General features: G+C 48.3%; 16 protein-coding genes. 2 read left to right on the top strand and 14 right to left on the bottom strand.

From position 1 onward, the window contains the following. Positions 1–3 precede the first annotated feature (3 nt). From E0E47_RS00785 to E0E47_RS00760, 5 genes are all read right to left on the bottom strand, one after another. Positions 4–1,155: an N-acylneuraminate cytidylyltransferase gene (locus tag E0E47_RS00785; RefSeq protein WP_130892595.1), complete on the bottom strand. Its 1,152-nt coding sequence runs from the start codon at positions 1,153–1,155 to the stop codon at positions 4–6. Beyond that, complete coding sequence (locus tag E0E47_RS00780) at positions 1,149–2,021, bottom strand: N-acetylneuraminate synthase family protein (RefSeq protein WP_130892594.1); 873 nt, start codon at positions 2,019–2,021, stop codon at positions 1,149–1,151. The genes E0E47_RS00785 and E0E47_RS00780 overlap by 7 nt, the downstream gene beginning before the upstream one ends. After that, entirely contained in the window at positions 1,996–3,549 is a 1,554-nt protein-coding gene (locus tag E0E47_RS00775) for an MATE family efflux transporter (RefSeq protein WP_130892593.1), read from the bottom strand. The genes E0E47_RS00780 and E0E47_RS00775 overlap by 26 nt, the downstream gene beginning before the upstream one ends. 631 nt (positions 3,550–4,180) lie before the next feature. Further along, the gene (locus E0E47_RS00765; protein WP_130892592.1) at positions 4,181–5,743 is read right to left on the bottom strand and encodes an ATP-binding protein; all 1,563 of its coding nucleotides are present in this window, start codon (positions 5,741–5,743) and stop codon (positions 4,181–4,183) included. A gap of 182 nt (positions 5,744–5,925) precedes the next feature. Continuing rightward, positions 5,926–6,993, bottom strand: coding sequence for a transcriptional regulator (locus E0E47_RS00760; RefSeq protein ID WP_130892591.1), 1,068 nt, complete (start codon positions 6,991–6,993; stop codon positions 5,926–5,928). 460 nt (positions 6,994–7,453) lie between these two features. Here E0E47_RS00760 and E0E47_RS00755 point away from each other — a divergent pair, with 460 nt between their 5' ends. After that, positions 7,454–8,155 (top strand): iron-sulfur cluster assembly scaffold protein, encoded by a 702-nt coding sequence (locus E0E47_RS00755; RefSeq protein ID WP_008619330.1) that lies wholly within the window; start codon positions 7,454–7,456, stop codon positions 8,153–8,155. 17 nt (positions 8,156–8,172) lie between these two features. Then, complete coding sequence (locus tag E0E47_RS00750; RefSeq protein WP_008624754.1) at positions 8,173–9,183, top strand: GGGtGRT protein; 1,011 nt, start codon at positions 8,173–8,175, stop codon at positions 9,181–9,183. Positions 9,184–9,260: 77 nt separating this feature from the next. Here E0E47_RS00750 and E0E47_RS00745 read toward each other — a convergent pair whose 3' ends face one another. The 9 genes from E0E47_RS00745 to E0E47_RS00695 form a co-directional block, all read right to left on the bottom strand. Continuing rightward, on the bottom strand, positions 9,261–9,470 hold the full coding sequence (locus E0E47_RS00745; protein ID WP_130892590.1) for a hypothetical protein: 210 nt from the start codon (positions 9,468–9,470) through the stop codon (positions 9,261–9,263). 275 nt (positions 9,471–9,745) lie between these two features. Continuing rightward, positions 9,746–10,324 carry a rubrerythrin gene (rbr, locus tag E0E47_RS00735; RefSeq protein WP_118146495.1) on the bottom strand — a complete coding sequence of 193 codons (579 nt, stop codon included), beginning with the start codon at positions 10,322–10,324 and terminating at the stop codon, positions 9,746–9,748. 156 nt (positions 10,325–10,480) lie between these two features. Next, the gene (locus tag E0E47_RS00730) at positions 10,481–15,082 is read right to left on the bottom strand and encodes a rhamnogalacturonan lyase family protein (protein WP_130892589.1); all 4,602 of its coding nucleotides are present in this window, start codon (positions 15,080–15,082) and stop codon (positions 10,481–10,483) included. A 327-nt stretch (positions 15,083–15,409) separates the two neighbouring features. Beyond that, positions 15,410–16,513, bottom strand: coding sequence for a bifunctional histidinol-phosphatase/imidazoleglycerol-phosphate dehydratase HisB (gene hisB / locus E0E47_RS00725; RefSeq protein WP_172604621.1), 1,104 nt, complete (start codon positions 16,511–16,513; stop codon positions 15,410–15,412). 5 nt (positions 16,514–16,518) lie between these two features. After that, a complete protein-coding gene (gene hisC, locus E0E47_RS00720; RefSeq protein ID WP_172604740.1) occupies positions 16,519–17,571 on the bottom strand; it encodes a histidinol-phosphate transaminase in 1,053 nt (350 codons plus the stop codon). A 2-nt stretch (positions 17,572–17,573) separates the two neighbouring features. Further along, positions 17,574–18,869, bottom strand: a complete 1,296-nt coding sequence (hisD, locus tag E0E47_RS00715) for a histidinol dehydrogenase (RefSeq protein ID WP_172604620.1) — start codon at positions 18,867–18,869, stop codon at positions 17,574–17,576. 45 nt (positions 18,870–18,914) lie between these two features. Beyond that, a complete protein-coding gene (hisG, locus tag E0E47_RS00710) occupies positions 18,915–19,766 on the bottom strand; it encodes an ATP phosphoribosyltransferase (protein WP_008624734.1) in 852 nt (283 codons plus the stop codon). A 277-nt stretch (positions 19,767–20,043) separates the two neighbouring features. Continuing rightward, positions 20,044–21,657 carry a leucine-rich repeat domain-containing protein gene (locus tag E0E47_RS00700; RefSeq protein WP_172604619.1) on the bottom strand — a complete coding sequence of 538 codons (1,614 nt, stop codon included), beginning with the start codon at positions 21,655–21,657 and terminating at the stop codon, positions 20,044–20,046. Positions 21,658–21,671: 14 nt separating this feature from the next. Continuing rightward, positions 21,672–22,256: a hypothetical protein gene (locus E0E47_RS00695; protein WP_008624728.1), complete on the bottom strand. Its 585-nt coding sequence runs from the start codon at positions 22,254–22,256 to the stop codon at positions 21,672–21,674. Positions 22,257–22,282 lie beyond the last annotated feature (26 nt).

Genomic DNA, 22,282 nt, shown 5'->3' with positions numbered 1-22,282 from the left:
ATTTTATAATAATGTTTCTATCCATTCTCTTACACATCCTTCACCACCTCTTTTTGTCATCACCTTGATTCCATTAATTTGCTTGACATTTTCACATGCGTCAGCCGGACAGGCTTTTATTCCTACGGCCTGTAGCAACCCGATGCAGTTCACGTCATCGCCAATGTAAGCCACTTCTTCAAGTGTTATGCCGAGTTGATGGCATATTTCAATGGCTGCCTCCAATTTGCCACCATTATGCTTACCTTGGCTGAGAAAGTCCACTTGCAGTTTCTTGGCTCGGTTGGCTACTAACTTAGTATCCTCTGAAGTAATTATACCAGTCTTAATGCCTGCCTCTCTTAACATCTGTAACCCCATTCCATCACGTGTGTTGAACTTTTTTAGCTCATCTCCAGCCTCCGAATAGTACATGCCTCCATCGGTCAATGTCCCGTCTACATCGCAGAGGAAAAGCCTCACAGGTTTCTTTCGTACAAGCTCCCTTGCTAATACATGCTTACGCATCAAGTTCTCCAAAACAATCCAATCATCCGGTTCGTCTATCTCAGCAGCCGTGTACGCAGGCATTTCATAGATGCCGATGTGCCCACTAAGGCGGTTGCCCGACGAAAGGATGTTGCCGACCGTGTTGATATAGAAAGCCCCATTTTCCATCAGCATCCCATCGAAATCCTGCCTGCGAGGACGGTTGTTATAGTCGTAGTTCATGCTTGTACCGTCAACATTCCAAAAGAAACGGTAATTGCGCACACAAGTAAGAATTGAGTCAAACTCACCTTTACGATACATAGCCAACGCCTCCGCAAAATGCTGTGTCCCAGTCAATGGCGATGTAGCTTGAACCAATATAAACACACAATCACTTGGAAGTTGGGCATAGTTCGCATACTCCAACATCACACTCTCCGTACTTGCAGTATCACAAGCATTTTCTACAGAACGGCGGTATACCTTAGTCTTGTTATACAACTGGTTACTAACTACTTCTTCTATCTTGTCAGAATCAGTAGCCACGATTATTTCATCCACTTCGTTGCACTGCTCTAATGCCTCAATACTCCAACATACGAGCGGCTTGCCACAAAACGGTTTGATGTTTTTGAGGGGAATAGACTTACTTCCCCCTCTCACGGGTATGAATGCAATTACCATTTCACTTGATTCTTTTTCAGTTTGTTTCTTTGCACTTTCTCTATATCCAAAATTTCTTCCTGCTTGTAGGTCAATGCTTTGGCAACCGCACGGCAATCGCGTACCAACTTACGCACACCGTCTGGTTCCAAGGAAGCTGCATGGTCAGTGCCTTTCCATGTTCTGTCAAGCGTATAATGACGTTCTACCCATTCTGCGCCAAGGGCTACGGCAGCAGAGTCCACAGCAATGCCCAAGTGGTGCCCGGAGAAGCCTATCGCCTTCACCCTGCTTGCATACAGCTCGCGCAGGCGAGTCAGTTCCAACAGGCAGATGTCCTCAAACGGGACAGGATAACCCGAAGTGCAGTCGTAAACCACCAAGTCCTTGTTCCTGCCTTTGGATTCGAAGAAGCTGATTATCTGCTCCTCTTCCTCGCGGGTGGTCATACCAAACGAAAGGTGAATTTCGCCGCCGAAGTTATTACAGAGATATTCCAACAGCCCCTTGTTCAGATTGCATGCCGAAGGCACCTTGATAAGGTTGGGCTGCAGCGTGCAGATTTCCTTGGCGGAAGTGATGTCCCACACAGAGGTGGAATACTCTATGCCGAACTCGTTGCACCATGCCTGTAACTGACGGTGCTGCTCCAAGTCGAACTCCAAGAACTCACGGTGCGCACCATAAGTTGAGCCGTATGAATTTTCCGGATGAGGATGTGGGGCATTATATTCCTCGGGAGTAAGCAGCTCCTTGTTGCAACGTTTTTGGAACTTGACCACGTCTGCCTTGCAATACGTGGCAGCGGTCATGATCATTTCTTTTGCGATTGCCATATCACCCTTGTGGTTGCAACCAATTTCAGCAATGATTTTTGGTGATTTCATTTTTTTTAAGTTTATTGTTTATTACGATTAATATTTTGGATTTCTCATCGCGTGACAGACCATAGCAAAATATTGATAATATTGTCCAAATGGTGGCGATTAAGCAGAACGCAGTCACTCCTAACCAAGTTTGCCCAATATATTGGTTGACCCAATAAAGAGGTACTTGCGACAGGACGGTAGTAATCAGAACAGGGAAAAGAACCCTTGTTGAATATTCTCCAATCGGTAATTTTACAGTTTTATAGGCAAAATATATTATTATCACAAAGACCATAACCGACAATAATATTGATATGTAATACACTACATGAGGAGATGAGCCGAACCACAGCAATAGATATGAAAGCGGCAAGTTTGCAAAAAGAACCAGGCTTGTAAAGAATTGTACTTTACCTATTTTTGCTGATGCATAAATGGCATTAAGCACTGGGGTGGAAAATGCATCAATTATGCAATTCACCAATACCAAGCGGACAAACACATCTGTGTATTGGGGTACCTCTCCAAGCCATTTTGCTAAAATGAAGTCTGTTCGGAATATGATTATTGAAGAAATAAGCAGCAGGAGAAAAAACGCAACTTTTGAAGACATATACACGAGCGAGAACATACTACTAAATTCGTTCTTTTTGTACGATTGGAATATCTGTGGGCGAACTGCCAAATATACGCTATTCGTGAAATTAATTACTGCATTTTCTATTTGATAGGCAATGCCTCGTGCAGCATTTACCACCGGACCGAAGAACATATTCAGTATGATGTTAACTCCTTGTCCTTTCAAAGCTGCCGCCAAAGTCTTGAATAAGTTCCAAAAAGCAAAAACAATCATACTCCTAACGTCTTTTGTAAGAGCAAAAATCCTTATAGAATCCACATTAGTTTCCTCCTTATATTGCCATTTGCAATACAACACATAGTAACCTTGCGTACATATTGTTACTATAAGAATCAACATAGAATAGACTATCAAGTTGTCAGAATTAAAGCAAGAAATCAACAATGCCGCTATTAACTTTAGTATCGATTCTACAATAGCCACTATGGCAAATAGAGTCATCTTTTCATAGGTTATTACTAATGCGAAAAATGGTGAAGCAAATAGCGTCATCAAGAATGACATGATAGTGCATTGCAACACCCAATGGGCTGCTGCCAATCGTTCAACAGGTATTCGCATGACATTATTAAGCATATAAATGCCTACTATTTCAACCAATATGAAAACAACAAGAATCAATGCCACATACATCCAAAGCGAGTCAGAAAACGTTTTCCTTACTTTTTCAATCCCACTTGGAATACTGATAGACAAATACCTCTGGGTTGAACTTGCCAATGAGTGAGATATAAATGTAAACAAAAACACTATACCACCAACCACATTGTATATGCCATAGTCCACTTCACCCAATTCCAATAAAACAACCCTTACTGAATAAATCGAAACGACAATAGATAGTATCTGACGAAAGTATAAAGCAACGGTATTCTTAACAATTCTATTTTTATTAATGGTACCCATATTTTCGACAAGCATTCATATTTAGACAATCCTTCTTGAAAGGGCACTTTACAGTGTCCGAAACAGAGTTAAGTAAAAACAGGTTTTATTATGGTAAGCAGCAGACATTTCAAATTTCACATCACTGCCATAATGAAGCGAACTATTACGCTATGCGGTAAACTTTGGATGATACGTTCGACAAGGTATTGAAAATATCAGTCTTTCCATTGTTCAAACAAATCATTCACTATATTTATACAACTATATGATTTTGAGCAACTTTATGCATTAGACACTTATTAATAACACTCCACCTACACAGGAGTTTTCCAAAAAACATCCTTCATCCTTCAGGATGTACATTAATTCTCTCATTACGTTGAAGTTACAGGCTGAAGGATGTTTCAGACATCCTTCAGCCGTGTTTCATTTCCTTTAGTAGAGAACGGAAAATCAATCGACTGAGAATGAAAAATCAGTTGGCTTAGATTGAAAAATCATTTGGCGCAGAACGTTTGACGGCTTTCTGCCATGAAAGGGAACTGAAAGATGAAATTTTATCGTTCAGTTTCTAATGTATTGTATGATAGATATTTAACATACATCCTGAAGGATGAAGGATGTTTTTGGAAATTCCCCTGGGTGTATTTTAGTTAGCGATTACCCAATCTTTCAGGGTGTGCCGTTCCATGTCGAAGTTGATGCCGACTTTCACCACGGGCAAGCCGCACAGGACGAAGCGTTCAGGATAATTCTTCAGGTCGATCTGCTGCATGGCGGCCTCGGCAGATTGGTTCAGTTTCAGTTCCACGACGTAGAGCGTGGTGGCCGTGCGCATCACTAAGTCCACCCGTCCCATTGGGGTACGTACTTCCACGTCCACATACGCGCCAAGGAGGCTGAAAATGATGTAGAGCATCTGTTGGTAATGGCCTTCGTAGTCCGTGCGGTCGCAATAAGGAACGGTGGAGAGGAACGTCTGCAACAGGCGCAACATCCCGTCCATGTCGCCGCGCACCAAGGCACGAGCCAAATTGACCACCGTGGTATTGGTCGTCTGCGTGTCACGTGTCACATAATAAGGTATGAGGCTGCGCATCAGGCCTATCCTTACTTCCGCATTCGGGATGTCCAACGTATAAATTTGGAACATTTCATCGTACCCCTTGATGGTGACATAGCCACTTTGGTACAACAAGGGCGTGATGCTTTCCATTCGTTCGGTCGGTGCGTCGAAATCGGCCGCCACAGCCTCGTTACCTCCTATCCGGGAGGGCAATACACCGAATTTGTTCAGCATTTCGATGAGGTATGTGGGCGTGCCGCTGCCGAACCAATAAGAATCCAACCGCCCGTCAGCAAAAGCGTTCAGCAGGCTGAATGGGTTATAGATGTCAGGCGAGGGCCAGGTGAAATGGTAACCGTCGTAATGGGCTTTTAGCTTCTTTACGACCTCTTCGCAATTTACGTTCAACCGTCCGGCCAAAATGTCCAAATCCTCGTCCATCTGTGTGGCCATCTCCTCTTCCGTGATGCCACAGATAGCGGCATATTCCGGCAACATGCTGATGTTTTTAATGTTGTTCAGTTCACTGAAGATGCTCCGTTGCGAGAACTTGCTGATGCCCGTCAGGAAGACGAAGCGCAGGTAAGGGTCGCAGGCTTTGAGCGGACTATAAAAATTGCGCATGACGTCACGCAGGACGGGCAGGTTCTTTTCTTCGTGCACCACATCGAGCAAGGGCGCATCGTATTCATCGATGAGCACCACTACTTGACGGCCTGTCTGTTCGTAAGCCCTTTGAATCAGTCCCTCCAAACGTTGGTTGACTTTGACGTCCCCTTCACCGCGCCCGTAAAGGGCTTCATATCTCAGCAGTTTCTTCTCCAGTTCCAAAATCAGGCCTTCCTTGTCCACGTGCTTGGCCGTGCTCATATCGAAATGCAGGACGGGATATTCCGTCCACTCCGTTTCCAACCTCTCCAAAGCCAAACCCTTAAACAGTTCTCTACGCCCTTCAAAATAGGCTTCCAAAGTACTTGTCAACAGCGACTTGCCGAAACGGCGCGGACGGCTCAGGAATATGTAATTTGAGTCGGAATGCGCCATACGGTAGACGTATTCCGTCTTGTCTATATACAAGTAATTACCGTTCCTTATCTTTTCAAACGTTTGTATACCAATAGGATAAAGCCTTTTCAAAAAATCCATTCCAAGTCCTCCCTTTTATTTCATTTCCGTTCCAACACGTACCTTTCAACATTCCCGGGAAATCCATAACATCTTCTCTGAATCCGTACACCAACCGGATACTTCATCCAAGCCTTTGTCATAACGCCCACGTAAAGGTAGAAAAATCAAACAGACATTCCAAACTTTCCGGCTATAAATATTTATCCCCGATGCCCCAACCATTCGTCATAATCATCTAACCACTGCAAAAGCTGCCGCTTGCTTTTCTTCATATCGGGTTCCTTACGCCATGGGACGATTAAAGCATGCGCCTCATGGTAATACATATTATTATCCGTACAACCATACAACGTAGCCAACAACAAGGCACGGGATTGCTCCGCTTTCAGCAAAGGCAGGATGGTGCGGGAAAAAGCTTCCAACTCCCCCCTCTCTTCCCGATTCCCCAATACCGTATGAGCCATCAACAAGATGGAGGCCAACTTGCAACGCATCACATCGCTATCCATCTGCAACTTACCGTAGGCACGCAAGGCCTCTTCTGCCAAAGCCCGGTCGGCATCCGTCACACCGCTACGGGAATGGTAATTCCGCAATGCCTTATGAAGCCCCTGGAAAATACGTTCATTGGACAACTTCGTATACACATGTTTGCCGCTTTCGTTCAGCCCGATGATTTCATATTGTCCGGCAGACACACGCATTAAAGGCACCCACAAGCATCCTTCTATGCAAACCACTACTTCCTTATGCCCGGCACCGGGCTGGACTGCCACCACGGCTTCTACTCCTTTAAACTCCCCTTCCGTAATCCGGACTCGGTCGCCTTTCACCAGGCGTCCTGACTCCGGCACATACACTGGAAGCTCGCCACGGTATGCTTCCGCCACCCAACGAAGGTTCCTCATTTCAGCGTCAGAAAGATAGGGATAATGACTTTCGCCACCGCTATGAACGCGCGGTAAAAAACTATAGGCATGCAAAGCACTTCGCTGCCTTCGGTAAATTTCGGCTTCCGTAGAACGGATGAATACATAATTGTAAAGCAAAGGACGTTCCGTAGGCACGAATTCCCCTCCCTTTCTTTTCACCTCTATATATTTAGGTGCAAAATATTCCAACATCGCTTCATCCCTCTTCACACTCCGGTCAGCCTCCATACGCAATGCACGAGCCGGATCTCCCCTGTGCCTCACGGGAAGTACCAGAATATACCAACGTACAGCATGGCTTCCCATCCCCTTACGAGATGAAACTATCTTACCCATAAATACTTGATGACCATACCGGTAAAACTATATATTTTACTGGTTTTTAGATATTTACATCAAACAAACAGACATTCCTGAAAATTTGTATTCTCCCGTTTGCCTATGGATTGCCTCCGATGCGACGCTGTTTACATATCAAATGAAAAGCACTCTCCAAAACAATCGTTCCCACAAGAGGAGGACAAATCACGAGACAAAAGTATAAAAAATAATTCATTTGGCATTTCTATTTTAAAAGTTTTTTCATTCTCATGTAAATTTACGGTAAAGCAATACTCCCCCAATATCAGTCCAAACACCCCATACCTCATATAAGTGATAAAAATCATGAACCGCCCCCAAAAAGTTGGTACCGGCTTTTAATGAAATACTAAAAATTGATTATCTTTGCAGCACAAAAAGATGAGGATTTTTAATAAGAAACTCATTATATTACCTATAATAAATTAGTATAATTATGGTTTATTCACACGAAGTAGAAAACATGTGTTGTGTTGCCAAAGGCCCGAACCACGGACCAGCCCCCATTCCAGAAGAAGGCAAATGGGTACAGGCAAAGGAGATTAAAGACATCTCAGGTTTGACTCACGGTATCGGATGGTGTGCCCCCCAACAGGGTGCCTGCAAGTTGACACTGAACGTAAAAGAAGGTGTCATCCAAGAATGCCTGGTGGAAACTATCGGTTGTTCGGGTATGACCCATTCGGCTGCCATGGCTTCTGAAATCCTTCCGGGCAAGACGATTCTGGAAGCATTGAACACCGACTTGGTTTGCGATGCCATCAACACAGCCATGCGCGAATTGTTCCTCCAAATCGTTTACGGCCGTACACAGTCTGCTTTCTCCGAAGGCGGTTTGATGATCGGTGCCGGATTGGAAGATTTGGGTAAGGGGCTGCGTAGCCAGACCGGTACCCTTTATGGTACTTTGGCCAAAGGTACACGTTACTTGGAATTGACTGAAGGTTACATCACCAAAATGTTCCTCGACAAAGACGATCAGGTATGCGGTTACGAATTCGTACACATGGGTAAATTCATGGAGGCCATCAAGAAAGGTGTACCCGCAGACGAAGCTTTGAAGTCTGTAACAGGTACATACGGCCGTACAAAACCGGAACAGGGAATCGTTAAATCTATTGACCCACGTAAAGAATAATAAGGAGGAACCAGATTATGATTAGAGAAGTGAAATTTGAAAGTCAGGACCGTCGCATCAAGCAGATTTTGGCTGCATTGAACGAAAACGGTATCAAAGATATTGAAGAGGCTAACAAAATCTGTGAAGAAGCTGGTTTGGATCCTTACAAGACTTGCGAAGAAACCCAAATGATTTGTTTCGAAAATGCAAAGTGGGCTTACGTGGTAGGTTCTGCCATCGCATTGAAGAAAGGATGCAAGAACGCAGCCGACGCTGCCGAAGCTATCGGTATCGGCTTGCAGGCTTTCTGTATTCCGGGTTCTGTGGCCGACGACCGTAAAGTAGGTATCGGACACGGAAACTTGGCAGCCCGTCTGCTCCGCGAAGAGACGCAGTGTTTCGCCTTCTTGGCCGGCCACGAATCTTTCGCTGCTGCCGAAGGTGCCATCAAGATTGCCGAAATGGCCAACAAAGTTCGTAAGAACCCGTTGCGTTGCATCTTGAATGGCTTGGGCAAGGATGCCGCCATGATTATCTCACGTATCAACGGCTTTACCTACGTACAGACGAAGTTCGACTACTACACGGGCGAACTGAACGTAGTGAAGGAAACCGCATACTCAGACGGTCCTCGTGCTAAAGTAAAATGCTACGGTGCAGACGATGTGCGCGAAGGTGTGGCTATCTTGTGGAAGGAAAACGTAGACGTATCCATTACGGGTAACTCTACCAACCCGACCCGCTTCCAACACCCCGTAGCCGGTACGTACAAGAAAGAACGAGTATTGGCAGGCAAGCCCTACTTCTCAGTAGCTTCAGGTGGCGGTACAGGCCGTACCTTGCATCCGGACAACATGGCTGCCGGACCGGCTTCTTACGGTATGACGGATACGCTCGGCCGTATGCACTCAGACGCTCAGTTTGCAGGCTCTTCATCCGTTCCCGCCCACGTGGAAATGATGGGCTTCCTGGGTATCGGCAACAACCCGATGGTAGGTTGTACGGTAGCTTGTGCCGTAAATGTGGCTTTGGCTCTGAACAAGTAATCAGAACTGTCCATATAGAAAGAATAAAGGGGATGCTTAACATCCCCTTTATTCTTTACCTATTAGGTCAAGCTTACTCAATAAGCCAACATGTAATACACATTATCTCCTTCGCGCTCTTGCCTAATCTTATGCTCCAGCATCAGCCGGGCAATGCTCAGACATAATTCCGTAGTTCCTAACTTACATTGGTTTTGTAACTCGTCGAACGTGCAGCGCAATGCATTCGACAATGTCTTGTAAACGCTCATACTGCGTGATTTGATGGTTTTCTCGTCTGGTATCATAATGTTTCCTTGTTGTTGATTGCAAAGAAACGAATTAAAATCGTGTCCTCAACAAACCTCTTTATAATAGATGTTCCTTTTACCCATTTTTCAGAAGAACAAAAACCGCTTTGCATTATAAGAGCAATAACACCCTTTTAAAAACTTAAAAATAACCCCAAATAGCAAGGTATGTTAAAATCCCCTTTCATAAAAAATCCGGTTCTTCCCTGAACCCATTTATCAGGAAAGAACCGGAAAGCCGCCTTCGTCCACCGTAAAAATACGGCAAACGATCAATAGTTCTCCTTCTTCACTTCGAAGTAAGCCTGCGGATGCAAGCAAGCCGGACAGGTCTGCGGAGCTTCTTTACCCACATGGATATAACCGCAGTTGCGGCACTGCCATACCGTCTCTCCGTCCTTCACGAACACCTTGAATTCCTCCAGGTTCTTCAACAATGCCAGGTAACGCTCTTCGTGGCCTTTTTCCGCCACAGAAATCATACGGTACATCGCAGCAATGGCAGGAAAACCTTCTTCGTCTGCAATGTCCGCAAACTTAGGATAATCCAATGACCACTCTTCGTGTTCTCCGGCAGCCGCAGCCTTCAGGTTCTCCATGGTGGTTCCGATGACACCGGCCGGATAACTGGCCGTAATCTCTACCATGCCGCCTTCCAACCACTTGAACATACGTTTTGCATGCTCTTTTTCCTGATCGGCCGTTTCCGTAAATATAGCTGCAATCTGTTCATAACCCTCTTTCTTTGCCGCACTGGCAAAGTAAGTGTATCTCATTCTGGCCTGAGACTCTCCGGCAAAAGAAACCATCAGGTTCTTTTCCGTACGTGTACCCTTAATACTCTTTCCCATAACTTTTTTAAATTTTGAATTTAAACCTATAATGTTTCTAACGATTCAAAGATACGGATAAAAACGTTCATATTTGTAATCATTACAGCATATTTTCCTTAATTCTATGTTAAAGAATGCTATGCCGCACAGCTGAAGGCCGTGCGGCATGGCCTGTCAGTCGATAGTTACCTTACGACTCTCCGTCCGCTGACCTTGGGTCATCTTAACCATGTACATACCAGACCTGAATCCATTCCTTTCCATATACTCCCCGACCTCCGACGGCATGCAGGTAAAACTCCCCGCACGTGCTCCATCCAACGTATAAACCACGCAATCTACCGGTTCACCAGAAACCACCCCCGTAATACCCGTCGCAGTTTTCACCTTCAAGATTCCGTTCTCCAATGCAGAAGTATCCCATTCCAAACCCTCTCCGGGGCTATCCAAATCCAACGTGCAGGCAGATGAAAGTGCCGTCCGGTTTGCGACCCACAGTTGGAACTCATCACCGGCTTCCAGTTCGAGCCCTTCACGTACCGACACTTCCAACGTACCACGCAGGGAGAACGAGCTTATTCCTTCCAAGGTCGTACAGCGTACCTTGGAAGCCACATTGAACAGCACCTCCCCACCGGTACTTACCGTGAGCCTCTTGCCTGAGAAATCCAACGTCCCTGAGGAAGCCCCCTCACGCGTTCCGGAATACAAGCGTCCGCCACGTTCCACCGTGACCGAAGCATTGCCCAATTTACCCATGCCACACAAAACCGCACCGTCCTCAACCGAGAGTTCTCCGCTTCCCAACATGGCATTTTCTGCCGAACGGTCATTCAGGCAAAGTGTGCCTTCCTTCACGGCCACTTCGCCCGTATTGTCCCATACTCCGCTGACCGTCATCTTGCCGCTGCCCACTTTCTCGAACTTAGAATTGGCTGTCACGGTTCCGGCCCAAGCGAAATCATCGTCACATCCCACCTGCCACGTGTTGAAACCCGTAGCCCCGTCATTGGCAAAAGAGGCATAACCGCCCAACGTGCCCTTTCCGGCCAATTTCCCAATACGGAAAGTCCGCCCCGTGTTTTGCACCGTCACGCCTGCAGTTATGTTAAGCGTACCGTCCGGCATGCCCGAAGACGTATTGAGCGTAAAACGCGGATAGCTGTCGGCCATGTCGGCCGTGGCATTGATTGTCCCTGTAAACAGGCTCAAATTGACGGCCACCGGCGTACGTGTGGCAAACCAACCGTTACCATGTTCCACTGCACAATATATCGTAAGCGTACCTTCGCCCGTAATCTTATTATTATAGGTAGAACGGTTGGCCAATGACCACGTACCATTACCGCCTTCCGGCACATGGATGGCATAACTTGAACCTGTATTTTCATACAACGTACCGGATATGAATTCTACCGTCTGTGCAGGCCTGTCGCAAGCCACGCACTGTACGGTTCCACCGTTGATGGCAAGACGTTCCAACGAGGGATTGGCCGTGTTCAGTTTCATCCATCCGTCTCCTTTTTTGGTGAGTAACGTACCCTCCACCGGGGTTTCGACGATGAAATCCTTGAGGTTTTCGACGCATCCCCCGTCTTTGCCTTCCATCTTCATGGGAGAGCCTTGGGTAACGGTCTCCGTCGTCTGCAACGTGGCACCGTTCTCCATGACAAAAAGATTGGCCGACTCCACCACACCGCCCAGACCTCCGTAAGCCCGTGTGGAGTTGCTCAACATATTCACCGACACCGTACCGCCGCTGATGCGCGTACCGCCTGTATACGTATTGTCATTGCTGATGGCCAACACGCCACTGCCACGTTTCACCAATGCCATATGCCCTGCCAGAAAACCGTTCCCGTTGAAAACATAGCTCTCACTATTGTCCACAGTGACGCTTTCGGCTTCGATACTGCCGGAAAGGCTCACATTCTTGCGTTCAGCCGTATCATCGAACAGAACCCTGTCACCCGTCACAAAAAATACGGGATCGGATTCCTCTGCCAAGGTGAAATTCTCGCTTTGGCCAAAGTCCCAAATATTGCTGTTCAAACCGTTCCAAACCACATCGGATGCAGCACGCACATCGCTTAGGGAAAGGTAAAGCATCCCATCCTCCAACACCAACCTGGCACTCATTTGCGAACTGATACCCTCGATGAGGATACTGGAAAAATCCCCCTTGACCGTAGCTGCCGTACCTATCGGATACCGTCCGGGCTGCACTTCTTCGCCCCGGAACTCAAACACCGGCGCCAAATACTTCGGCCCGTATTTCCACGACTTCGTCTCGACGGTAAGCACCTTGGTATCGAGACGGTCGGAAGTAAAGTCATTCTTCAAATCAAAGACCATGCGCGAACCGAAACCCAACGTCACGGAGTCTGACGTAAGGGTTCCGACCTGTCCGTCATCACCCGGAAAGACAGTGGCGTTATAGTCCGCCTTGATGCTACGGAATGTACCGGAGGAACGGAGCGACGTATGGCGGTTGAGCCAAAGGGAAGACTGTTTCATCGTCCCGTTGAAAACGAGTGTCCCGTTCCATACATCCGTATTGCCGCTATGGGTCATCTCCACGTCCGGCAGCACCAACGTGCCTTCACCCTGTTTTACCACCCGCGTGAATCCACTGAACCCGCTGCCCGTTACCGTACAAGTATAATAGTCATTATCAATAGGCACGTCTTTCGTGGTACAATCGCTCGAAGCCGTCCCTTTCACCCACGCAGGCACGTTGAACATGGCCACCCACGGTTCGGCACCGGACTCCACGGATACCGACATGTCCGCATTGTCAAACACAAGAACCTGACTGCCGTTGTGTGCCGTAGTAATACTTCCTCCGTTTGCAATCTGCGTACGCCCTTCCGTGGTGAGCGGCGGCGGAGCCACGGTGATGCCCTCCAGTTCGCCCAAGAAATAGCTCAAGTGGGGAGGCTGATTGTAACCGATGGTTTCCCACACCATGCCCTGCCGGTATTGATGGTCGTGCCAAAGAGTGGGGATACGGAATTCCGTCGGGTAGTTGGTCGTATAAATCAGCAAGTCTTTCCCGTCGCGCACGAGCAGTTCCTCACGCCAGTCTCCGAAGAGGTCGCCCGTGGCGCATGCGTTGTTTTTGCTCCAGTTATTCATCGCACCATTCCCCAAGAAGATGCGCCCCACACCAGGCTTGTCAATCTTGGGTTGGCGTTCCGTCCCCGGGCTGTTGAGTACCTCGCTACACAAGTCGCCATCCCAATAGATACGGAAATTCAAGTCCCACCCCGCCACGTCGGGCAACGGCTTGTCTGCCGTGAGGCTGATGACACCCGACTGGCTGCTTGCCCCTTGGCAACCCGGATAATCCTTATAGAACTTGCCGGCCAACGCACGCCCGTCGTCACTGGTACTTTGCAAACGGTAATACAGTTCCGACGTGGTGGCATTCCGGTAGTTCATGGCCGGGGAACTTTCGTTGCAGGCAAACATCTCCTGTCCGAAGCGGTAAGGATCCAAATCGGTACAATGTTGGGCGTCGCCATGCCCGAGGCCGGTAGTACTCAATCCCTTTCCATTATCATCGATTATCATTGAACCGAACACGATTTCATCCCGTCCGTCCATGTCCACATCGGCCACGCCGAAGTTGTGGTAACCTTGTCCGAACCACGGACCTCCCACACTACATACCCAATTCCAACGTTCCGTCAGCTTATGCGTAGCAGGGTCTACGTCGAAAGTATAAAACTTGTGACGCGTGTAGCAACCACGTCCGACGAAAATGGAAGGATGCCGGCCGTCCAGATAAGGCGCACCGAAATAGTGCTTGGTGGCACGATGCCCCGTGCCGTCGCCCCAGGCTGCCGTCCAGTCCGTCTCGCCCGGTTCCAACCGTTTGCAAGGGTAAGGCATCCATTTCTCGCCGTTTTCCCCGATTTCGTACAACTTGCCCGTGGCTCCCTCCATATAGAGCAAATATTCGTTATCGGGCATGGAATATTCGGTATTGTTAATCCTACGGATATCATGGGACATATTGCCCACCTCCGTGACCGTGCCGTCCGGATGATGGACAATCATGTTGTCAGCTCCACGCATCAATACTTCAGCCTTGCCGTCACCATCCCAGTCGAAAGCTACGGCATCGAACTGTTCATCGGGTCCCGATTGCATGTTCGGGCCGATGTCGATGTACCACAGCCGCTCCCCCTTGACGTTGTACACCTCGATGCGGTTGTAAGCCGAAGTATTGGCCACGTCCGTCACTCCGGGCGTTCCCGTATAAAGACGCTTGGCGATAATCTCCGGCATCCCGTCTCCATCGACATCGGCCAACACGGCATCGTTGAACATATAGTTTTCCGTCAGGTCCTCGCCGTTACGTCCTTTCATTTCCGCGCCCGGCACTCTAAGGAAGCCTGTATTCTGTCCTGTAAGGGAATAGAAACTGAATTCCTTGAAACGTTTGACGGGGCCACACTGTTCCCCCTCCTTGCCTTTCACCACGGGAGCCACCGTATATCGGGTTTCGGCCGTTCCTCCCGTATGGACATAGTTACTCGCAGACAGCCCTTTGGCCACCAACTCACCGTCGGCATAAAGGTTGTAAGCCACATCGTAGTACTCCTCACCCAACACACGCCAACTCACGAAGTTTCCACTTCCGCTTTGGGTGACAGTGGCCACAAGGCCGCGTCCCAGTTTGTCCATCGTCCGTTGGGCACACAAATCCATTGTGCTGCTTCCTAAAGCCAAGCAGCAAGCAAAAAACAAAATCTGTTTCTTTTTCATGGGGTTTATTTTATTAGGTTAATTCACAAGATGATACAAAAATACATAAATAACTCAACAAACCACTACGTTTGGGGACTTTTTATCTGAACTTTTTGATTTTGTCAACAAAAACCAATAGCACCTGCTTCCTCTCCAAGAAAAATCCATCAACCAATAACACATTCATAACCAACACTATACAAACTCACAAAAACAACCGCAGAACGGAAAATCAATCTCAGCCGATTGATTTTCCGTTCTGCGCCAAACGATTTTCCGTTCTCAGCAGGACAGCGTCACACCTTCCGCAACCCCGTCCTTTCTGTAAAGGATACTAACTTCACGTCAAAGGACTCCCTTGCTCGAAGGCAGCTCGTAATGATAGATGTCGCGCCGTACCGCCATCTTGAGGCTCCGGGCCAGAGCCTTGAAAATTCCCTCTATCTTATGGTGCTCATTCACGCCTTCGGCCTTGATATTCAAGTTCATCCGCGCCGCGTCGCTCAGGCTCTTGAAAAAATGGAGGAACATCTCGGTGGGCATCTCGCCCACTTTCTCACGACGGAATTCGGCATCCCACACCAACCAAGGCCGCCCACCGAAATCGAGAGCCACGCTGCACAGGCAGTCGTCCATGGGCAGGCAATAGCCGTAACGCTCGATGCCGCGCTTGTCGCCCAACGCACGCAACAGGCACTCTCCCAAAGCCAGGGCCGTGTCCTCTATCGTGTGGTGCTCGTCCACCTGCAAGTCGCCTTCCGTGCGGATATACAAATCCATTCCGCCATGCTTGCCGATCTGCTCCAACATGTGGTCGAAGAATCCCAACCCCGTGCGGATGTCGCATCGGCCGCTGCCGTCCAAATCCAAGCGTACCTCGATATCGGTCTCCTTGGTCGTGCGGCGCACACGGGCTTTACGTTCTCCGGCAAAAAGGATTTCAGCAATGCGGTCCCAACTGTCCACGTAACGGATGCGCTCGTCCGTGAAGGACTCCTCGTCCTTCTCCTTCAGGATCAAGGCACGGCACCCGAGGTTCAAGGCCAACTGCGCGTCGGTCTCGCGGTCACCGATGACCCAACAGGCATCCATGTCGTAACCGCCCGAAGTATAACGCCCCAACATGGCCGTACCTGGCTTGCGTGTGGGCAAATGCTCTTCCGGGAAACTACGGTCTATCAACACGTCGTCGAACGTTACGCCCTCTCCCTCCAAGGTGCACATCATCAGATTGTGCACCGGCCAGAAGGTCTCTTCGGGGAAGGCATCCGTGCCCAAACCGTCCTGGTTGGACACCATGACAAACTCATAATCAAGTTTCTGGCGGATAAATGCCAGATTGCGCATCACGCCCGGCACGAACCCCAGTTTCTCGAACGCATCTATCTGCTCGTCCGCAGGCTCTTTTATCAAAGTGCCGTCGCGGTCTATAAACAAGGCTTTTTTCATGATGTTCATTTTATCGTCTCCGGTTTGTAAGAACGCAACGCGCCCAACAGACTGTTGTCCTCCTGCGGCGTACCGATGGTCACGCGCAGGCAGTCGCCGCAAAGTTCCACCCTCGAACGGTTGCGCACGATAATGCCGTTCTTCACCAAATAGGCGTATATCGCATCGGCTCCTTTGACTTTCGCCAGAAAGAAATTGGCATTCGTCGGATAAATCCTCTCGCAGATATCCAGTTCGGCAAAGGCCGCCATGACCTGCCCGCGTTCGCGCAGCAACGTCTTCACCCACTTGTCCACATCGAAACGCTTCTTCAATATCTCCACGGCCTGACGCTGGGTCAGTTGGTTCACGTTGTAAGGGTACTTCACCTTATTAAATAAAGAGATGACCTCTTCGGAGGCAAAGGCCATGCCCAAGCGGATGGCCGCGCTCCCCCATGCCTTGGAAAACGTGTTGAGCACGATGAGGTTCGGGTATGTCTCCAGTTCTTCGCGGAACGGTTTCTGTCCGGAAAAGTCGGCGTAGGCTTCGTCGATGACCACCATCCCCGGAAAACGCTCAAGCACCTTGACGATTTCCTCCCGTTCCAAGTCGTTTCCCGAAGGATTGTTCGGCGAACAAAGGAATATCAGTTTCGTATGTTCGTCCGCAGCAGCCAGCAATTTGCCGGCATCCAACCGGAAACCGTCGTCCAACAATACGGGGCGATAGGCCACGTCGTTGATGTCCGCACACACTTTATACATACCGTAAGTAGGAGCTATCGCCACCACGTTGTCCGTCTTCGGTTCGCAGAAAATCCGGAATGCCAAGTCGATGGCTTCGTCACTGCCGTTGCCGAGGAAGATTTGTCCGGGCTTCACGCCTTTGACGGGAGCCAACATCTCTTTCACCTCCAGTTGCAAAGGGTCGGGATAGCGGTTGTACGGGGCATTGTAAGGATTCTCGTTCGCATCGAGAAAGACGGAAGCCGCCGCACCCTTGTATTCGTCACGGGCCGAGCTGTACGGCTTCAGCGCCCAGATGTTCGGGCGCACCAGTTTTTGCAAAGGTTTCATGCTCATTTCATTTCGGTTTTAATGGATTCCAATCTTACGGTCATGGCATTGCGGTGTGCATCGAGATGCTCGCCTGCCGCCATGAGTTCCACGGCCGAACCGATGGCACGGACCCCCTGCGGCGTAAGTTCCTGAAACGTAATCTTACGGTGGTAGCTGTCCAAGTTGACACCGCTATAAGCCGTGGCATAACCGTTGGTAGGCAACGTATGGTTTGTGCCCGAAGCATAATCCCCCGCACTCTCCGGCGTATAAGAACCGAGGAACACGCTGCCTGCATTGACCACCCGTTCGGCGGCCTGCATGTAATCGGCCGTTTCGATAATCAGATGTTCGGGTGCGTAGCGGTTGGTCAGTTCCAGTGCCTCGTCCATGTCGCGCACCACGACGAGTTTGCTGTGGGCCAATGCCTGCTCCGCGATTTCCTTGCGCGGAAGGGCAGCCAACTGGCGTTCCACTTCGTCCTGTACCTTGCCGACCAAGGCTTCGTCGGTCGTCACCAACAAGACTTGGCTGTCCACGCCGTGCTCGGCCTGCGAAAGCAAGTCGGCCGCCACGAACACCGGATTGGAACCGGCATCGGCCAATACCGCCACCTCCGAAGGTCCGGCGGGCATGTCGATGGCTACGTCGTGAAGCGACACCTGTTGTTTGGCCGCCATGACATACTGGTTGCCGGGACCGAATATCTTATACACCTTGGGCACGCTTTCCGTACCGTAGGCCATGGCACCGATGGCCTGCACGCCGCCTGCCTTGAAAATGCGGTTCACTCCGGCCACACGGGCTGCGCAAAGGATGGCGGGATGCACCTTGCCGTCACGTCCCGGCGGCGTGCAAAGCACGATTTCACGGCATCCGGCAATCTTGGCCGGTGTGGCCAGCATCAGAACCGTGGAGAAAAGCGGTGCCGTCCCTCCGGGAATGTAAAGCCCCACCCGTTCTATGGGAACGGCTTTCTGCCAACAGGTCACCCCGGGACGGACTTCCACTTTCGTCGTTTCAAAGCGTTGGGAAGCGTGAAACTTCCCTATATTTTCGTGCGCCAGGCGCAAAGCATCTTTCAGTTCGGGCGACACCAAGCGTTCGGCCTCGTCCATTTCTTCTTCCGTGACGGCCAGACACTCCAGTTCCACATGGTCGAACTGCTTTTCGTAGGCCATGACGGCGCGGTCGCCACCCGTCTTCACGTCGTCCAACACCCGGCATACGGTTTCACGCAACGTGTCCACGTTCATTACGGGACGTTTCAACAGTTCGTCCCATTCTTCTTTTTGCGGATATCTTATCACATTCATTTGCTGTCCTCCTCTTTTTGATATGAAAATGCCGACCTGTCCGGCTCAAAGAATCATCTTCTCTACGGGAACAACCAGAATGCCCTGTGCTCCCAGTTCCTTCAGCTTGGAAATAATCTCCCAAAAGCGGGACTCGTCGATGACGGTGTGCACGCTGCTCCACCCTTCCTGCGCCAAAGGCATCACCGTGGGGCTTTTGGCTCCGGGCAATACGGACACGACATCTTTCACCTTGTCCGACGGCACGTTCATCAGGACGTATTTCTTGTCTTCCGCACTCTTTACCGCCTCAATGCGGAACAGCAATTCGTCCAAAATCGCCTTCTTGGCATCGTCCATATTCCGGTTGGCGATGAGCAACGCCTCGCTCTTCATGACGACGGCCACCTCCTGCAAGTTATTGCTAACCAAGGTGGAACCGGAGCTTACGATATCGAAAATACCGTCGGCCAACCCGATACCGGGCGCGATTTCCACAGAACCGGTAATGACATGGATGTCAGCCTCCACCCCGTTTTCCTTCATGAATTTTTTCAGGATATTGGGATAGGAAGTGGCTATCTTCTTGCCTTCGAACCAAGAAAGGCCGGAATAATCCACAGCCTTGGGGATGGCCAACGAAAGGCGGCACTTGCTGAAGCCCAGACGGCGTACCACCACGGCATCCTCCTCTCTTTCCACAAATTCATTTTCGCCCACGATACCCAAGTCGGCCACTCCTCCCGCCACGGACTGCGGAATATCGTCGTCGCGCAGGTAAAGCACCTCGACGGGGAAATTGGAAGACTGCACCAACAAGGTGCGCTTGGATGAACTCACTTTGATGTCGGCCTCCGCCAGGAGTGCCATGGTGTCTTCGTAAAGACGTCCTTTCGACTGTACTGCAATTCTAAGCATATCTGTTTTTTCAATAATGTATTCTTAAACTATCAAAAAAGGCTCACCGTTCATATCGGCAAGCCTTCATTTCTATCCTTCCATTGGCACACGCGGGACAGCCTACCGATTTCTAACCGTTAGGATGATGATGGTGGCGTGTTGCAATATTCTTCATTTTCTCTTTTGTTTATGGCAAAGTTAAACTATTATCCGCAAATAAGCAACAAATTCGCAAGAAAATTACGAAGAAGTTATCGTTGCCCAAAGGAATATATAAAAATTAGACATAGCATTTTTACATGGGGTGCCTCTCACGAATACTCCTTTGAGATTGTCCATAATCGGATGACAATGCCGAAGAATAATTTTTCTTGATGACCTCCTCGCATGGGCTACCTCCAAATGCGTTGTAACCAATATATTCCACATCAGGCAACTGCATATAAAACAAACCTAAACAACGTCTAAATGCATATGCCCCTACAGACTTTATTTCTTTCGAGAACGCTATGGCATACAAATCCTTGCAATCCGAAAAAGAACTTTCAGGAATTTCATCTATAGAAGCATTCCAATACACCTGCCTCAAAGAGCTCGAATGAAAAACAGAAGTTCCAATTTCTTCTACCGAGCTAGGAATAAGAACTAAATCAAGTCCTTCACAGAAACTAAAAGCACTATTCCCTATCTTACGGATACCTTCAGGAATAATAAAGTACGGAGGCATGTACATCCCTGTAAAAGCATACGCACCGATTTCGCCCACTCCGTTGACAAAATTCGTTTTAGCACATCCAGCCACAACTTTTCCTGTCGCCGTTTCTATAACAGCATTGCATCCCTGTCTGGAGTCGTATACCGGATTCTGCACATCCACCTCCATTGAGATACAAAATATACAACAAGCAAAAGCACGTTCACCTATTAAAGTTACCGTTTTGGGAATTTCTACCGTACGAAGTGAACTATGGACAAATGCAGCCTCTCCTATTTCCTTTACGCCCTCCACTATACGTGAATTTCCACATCCGGAAATAATCTTATCGCTTGCAGTTTCCACGATTGCATTGCAACCATACCGTGAATCATAAACCGGATTCAACGTATCAACTTCGATTGTGTCTAACATCCAACATTTTCCAAACAAGGGTGCTTGTATGGAAGAAACCTTAGAAGGAATATGCAAAGACTTCATTTGAGCACACCCCCAAAAGGCAAAATTCCCTATCCTTTCAAGAGTATGTGGCAACACAACAGATTTCAAGCCTGCACAACCACTGAAAGCCCCACTGCCAATCTCCACAACCCCTTCCGGAATAGACAATTCTTCCATACCCAAACAACCATAAAAAGCAGATTCGCCAATACGCCCTATCCCTTTGGGAATAACAGAAGTACGGCAACCAAGAACGAGTTCCTTATTTTTTTCATCCACAATGACATTACAACCTTCAGGTGAACTAAAAATTTCATTCCTACGGTCTACACTGATTGAACGCAAATTGGGACAAAATCCAAAAGCACTGCTACTTATATAATCTACGGTACTGGATATCACTATGCTCTGAAGTAAGGGAGAGTCAAAAAAAGCATAATCATATATAGCCTCTACTCCCTCTCCGATAACCACTTGTTCCACACATCCATTTCGGGCAAAAGCATTCTCCCCCACTCCCGTCACACGATACTCATAACCGTTATGCACAATCGAACCGGGCAGTACCAAAATTGTTGCCGTACGCAAAGAGTCTTCTATTCCCACTATATACACAGCAGAATCCCCATCATATACATAGTCTTCTACCATATATTGAAAATGGCCGTCCGTAAATACCCCTCCGGCACAGACCGTTAAAATTGTCCGAAAGAACAAAACTACAAATACAGACAGGAAATTAGTCACACGCATTTGCAACATGGATTTTAATAATAAACAGAAACAACCGTACTTGCCGGAACAGTTTTTACACCTTCGCTATCGCTATACGTCACGGTATCTCCCTTCGGATTATATCTTATAAATTTTCCGGTATGATTCGCAAAATTCACTGTTCTTACTTTCGTTTTTCCAGGATCCTTAAAAAAATCCGATGCCGTATTATCCTTGCTAAACGTCTTTCCTCCTTGCAACAAACCAAAATGAATTCCCACATTCAACATCACAGACGGATCCATTCGACCTCCTTGATAATCATAATTATCATGAGCGTATTTATATAATTGATTATAATAGTTTTCTGCCGTTGTCCCTGAATTAGTCCAACCTTCCGGAGTCTTGTGTTTCAAGGACACTAAAGCATAAAGAGCACACTCGTCCTTATTCACCGGAATATCAGCATCAGGGTTTCCTCCTACTTCCGGCCCTAACCGTTTTCCCCTCATGATTTGGTCTTCGATATCCAAACTGGATAATCCCGGCTCTTCATAATCGGCAGTACAACTACCCAAATAAAACAAACCTGATGCAATTGCGATTGCTGCGACTGACACATAAAACGTTTTTCTCATAATACACAATTTAAAATGGTTTATAC

It is taken from the genome of Paraprevotella xylaniphila YIT 11841 (assembly GCF_900683745.1).
Taxonomy (GTDB): Bacteria; Bacteroidota; Bacteroidia; order Bacteroidales; family Bacteroidaceae; genus Paraprevotella; species Paraprevotella xylaniphila.
Note: the sequence above shows the minus strand (reverse complement) of the source record. Positions and strands in the feature narration are given on the sequence as shown.

What these genes read in the sequence shown, in the direction of transcription:
- E0E47_RS00785 (WP_130892595.1), bottom strand. Translation starts at nt 1,155, where the DNA reads ATGGTAATTGCATTCATACCCGTGAGAGGGGGAAGTAAGTCTATTCCC.
- E0E47_RS00780 (WP_130892594.1), bottom strand. Translation starts at nt 2,021, where the DNA reads ATGAAATCACCAAAAATCATTGCTGAAATTGGTTGCAACCACAAGGGT.
- E0E47_RS00775 (WP_130892593.1), bottom strand. Translation starts at nt 3,549, where the DNA reads ATGGGTACCATTAATAAAAATAGAATTGTTAAGAATACCGTTGCTTTA.
- E0E47_RS00765 (WP_130892592.1), bottom strand. Translation starts at nt 5,743, where the DNA reads ATGGATTTTTTGAAAAGGCTTTATCCTATTGGTATACAAACGTTTGAA.
- E0E47_RS00760 (WP_130892591.1), bottom strand. Translation starts at nt 6,993, where the DNA reads ATGGGTAAGATAGTTTCATCTCGTAAGGGGATGGGAAGCCATGCTGTA.
- E0E47_RS00755 (WP_008619330.1), top strand. Translation starts at nt 7,454, where the DNA reads ATGGTTTATTCACACGAAGTAGAAAACATGTGTTGTGTTGCCAAAGGC.
- E0E47_RS00750 (WP_008624754.1), top strand. Translation starts at nt 8,173, where the DNA reads ATGATTAGAGAAGTGAAATTTGAAAGTCAGGACCGTCGCATCAAGCAG.
- E0E47_RS00745 (WP_130892590.1), bottom strand. Translation starts at nt 9,470, where the DNA reads ATGATACCAGACGAGAAAACCATCAAATCACGCAGTATGAGCGTTTAC.
- rbr (WP_118146495.1), bottom strand. Translation starts at nt 10,324, where the DNA reads ATGGGAAAGAGTATTAAGGGTACACGTACGGAAAAGAACCTGATGGTT.
- E0E47_RS00730 (WP_130892589.1), bottom strand. Translation starts at nt 15,082, where the DNA reads ATGAAAAAGAAACAGATTTTGTTTTTTGCTTGCTGCTTGGCTTTAGGA.
- hisB (WP_172604621.1), bottom strand. Translation starts at nt 16,513, where the DNA reads ATGAAAAAAGCCTTGTTTATAGACCGCGACGGCACTTTGATAAAAGAG.
- hisC (WP_172604740.1), bottom strand. Translation starts at nt 17,571, where the DNA reads ATGAAACCTTTGCAAAAACTGGTGCGCCCGAACATCTGGGCGCTGAAG.
- hisD (WP_172604620.1), bottom strand. Translation starts at nt 18,869, where the DNA reads ATGAATGTGATAAGATATCCGCAAAAAGAAGAATGGGACGAACTGTTG.
- hisG (WP_008624734.1), bottom strand. Translation starts at nt 19,766, where the DNA reads ATGCTTAGAATTGCAGTACAGTCGAAAGGACGTCTTTACGAAGACACC.
- E0E47_RS00700 (WP_172604619.1), bottom strand. Translation starts at nt 21,657, where the DNA reads ATGCGTGTGACTAATTTCCTGTCTGTATTTGTAGTTTTGTTCTTTCGG.
- E0E47_RS00695 (WP_008624728.1), bottom strand. Translation starts at nt 22,256, where the DNA reads ATGAGAAAAACGTTTTATGTGTCAGTCGCAGCAATCGCAATTGCATCA.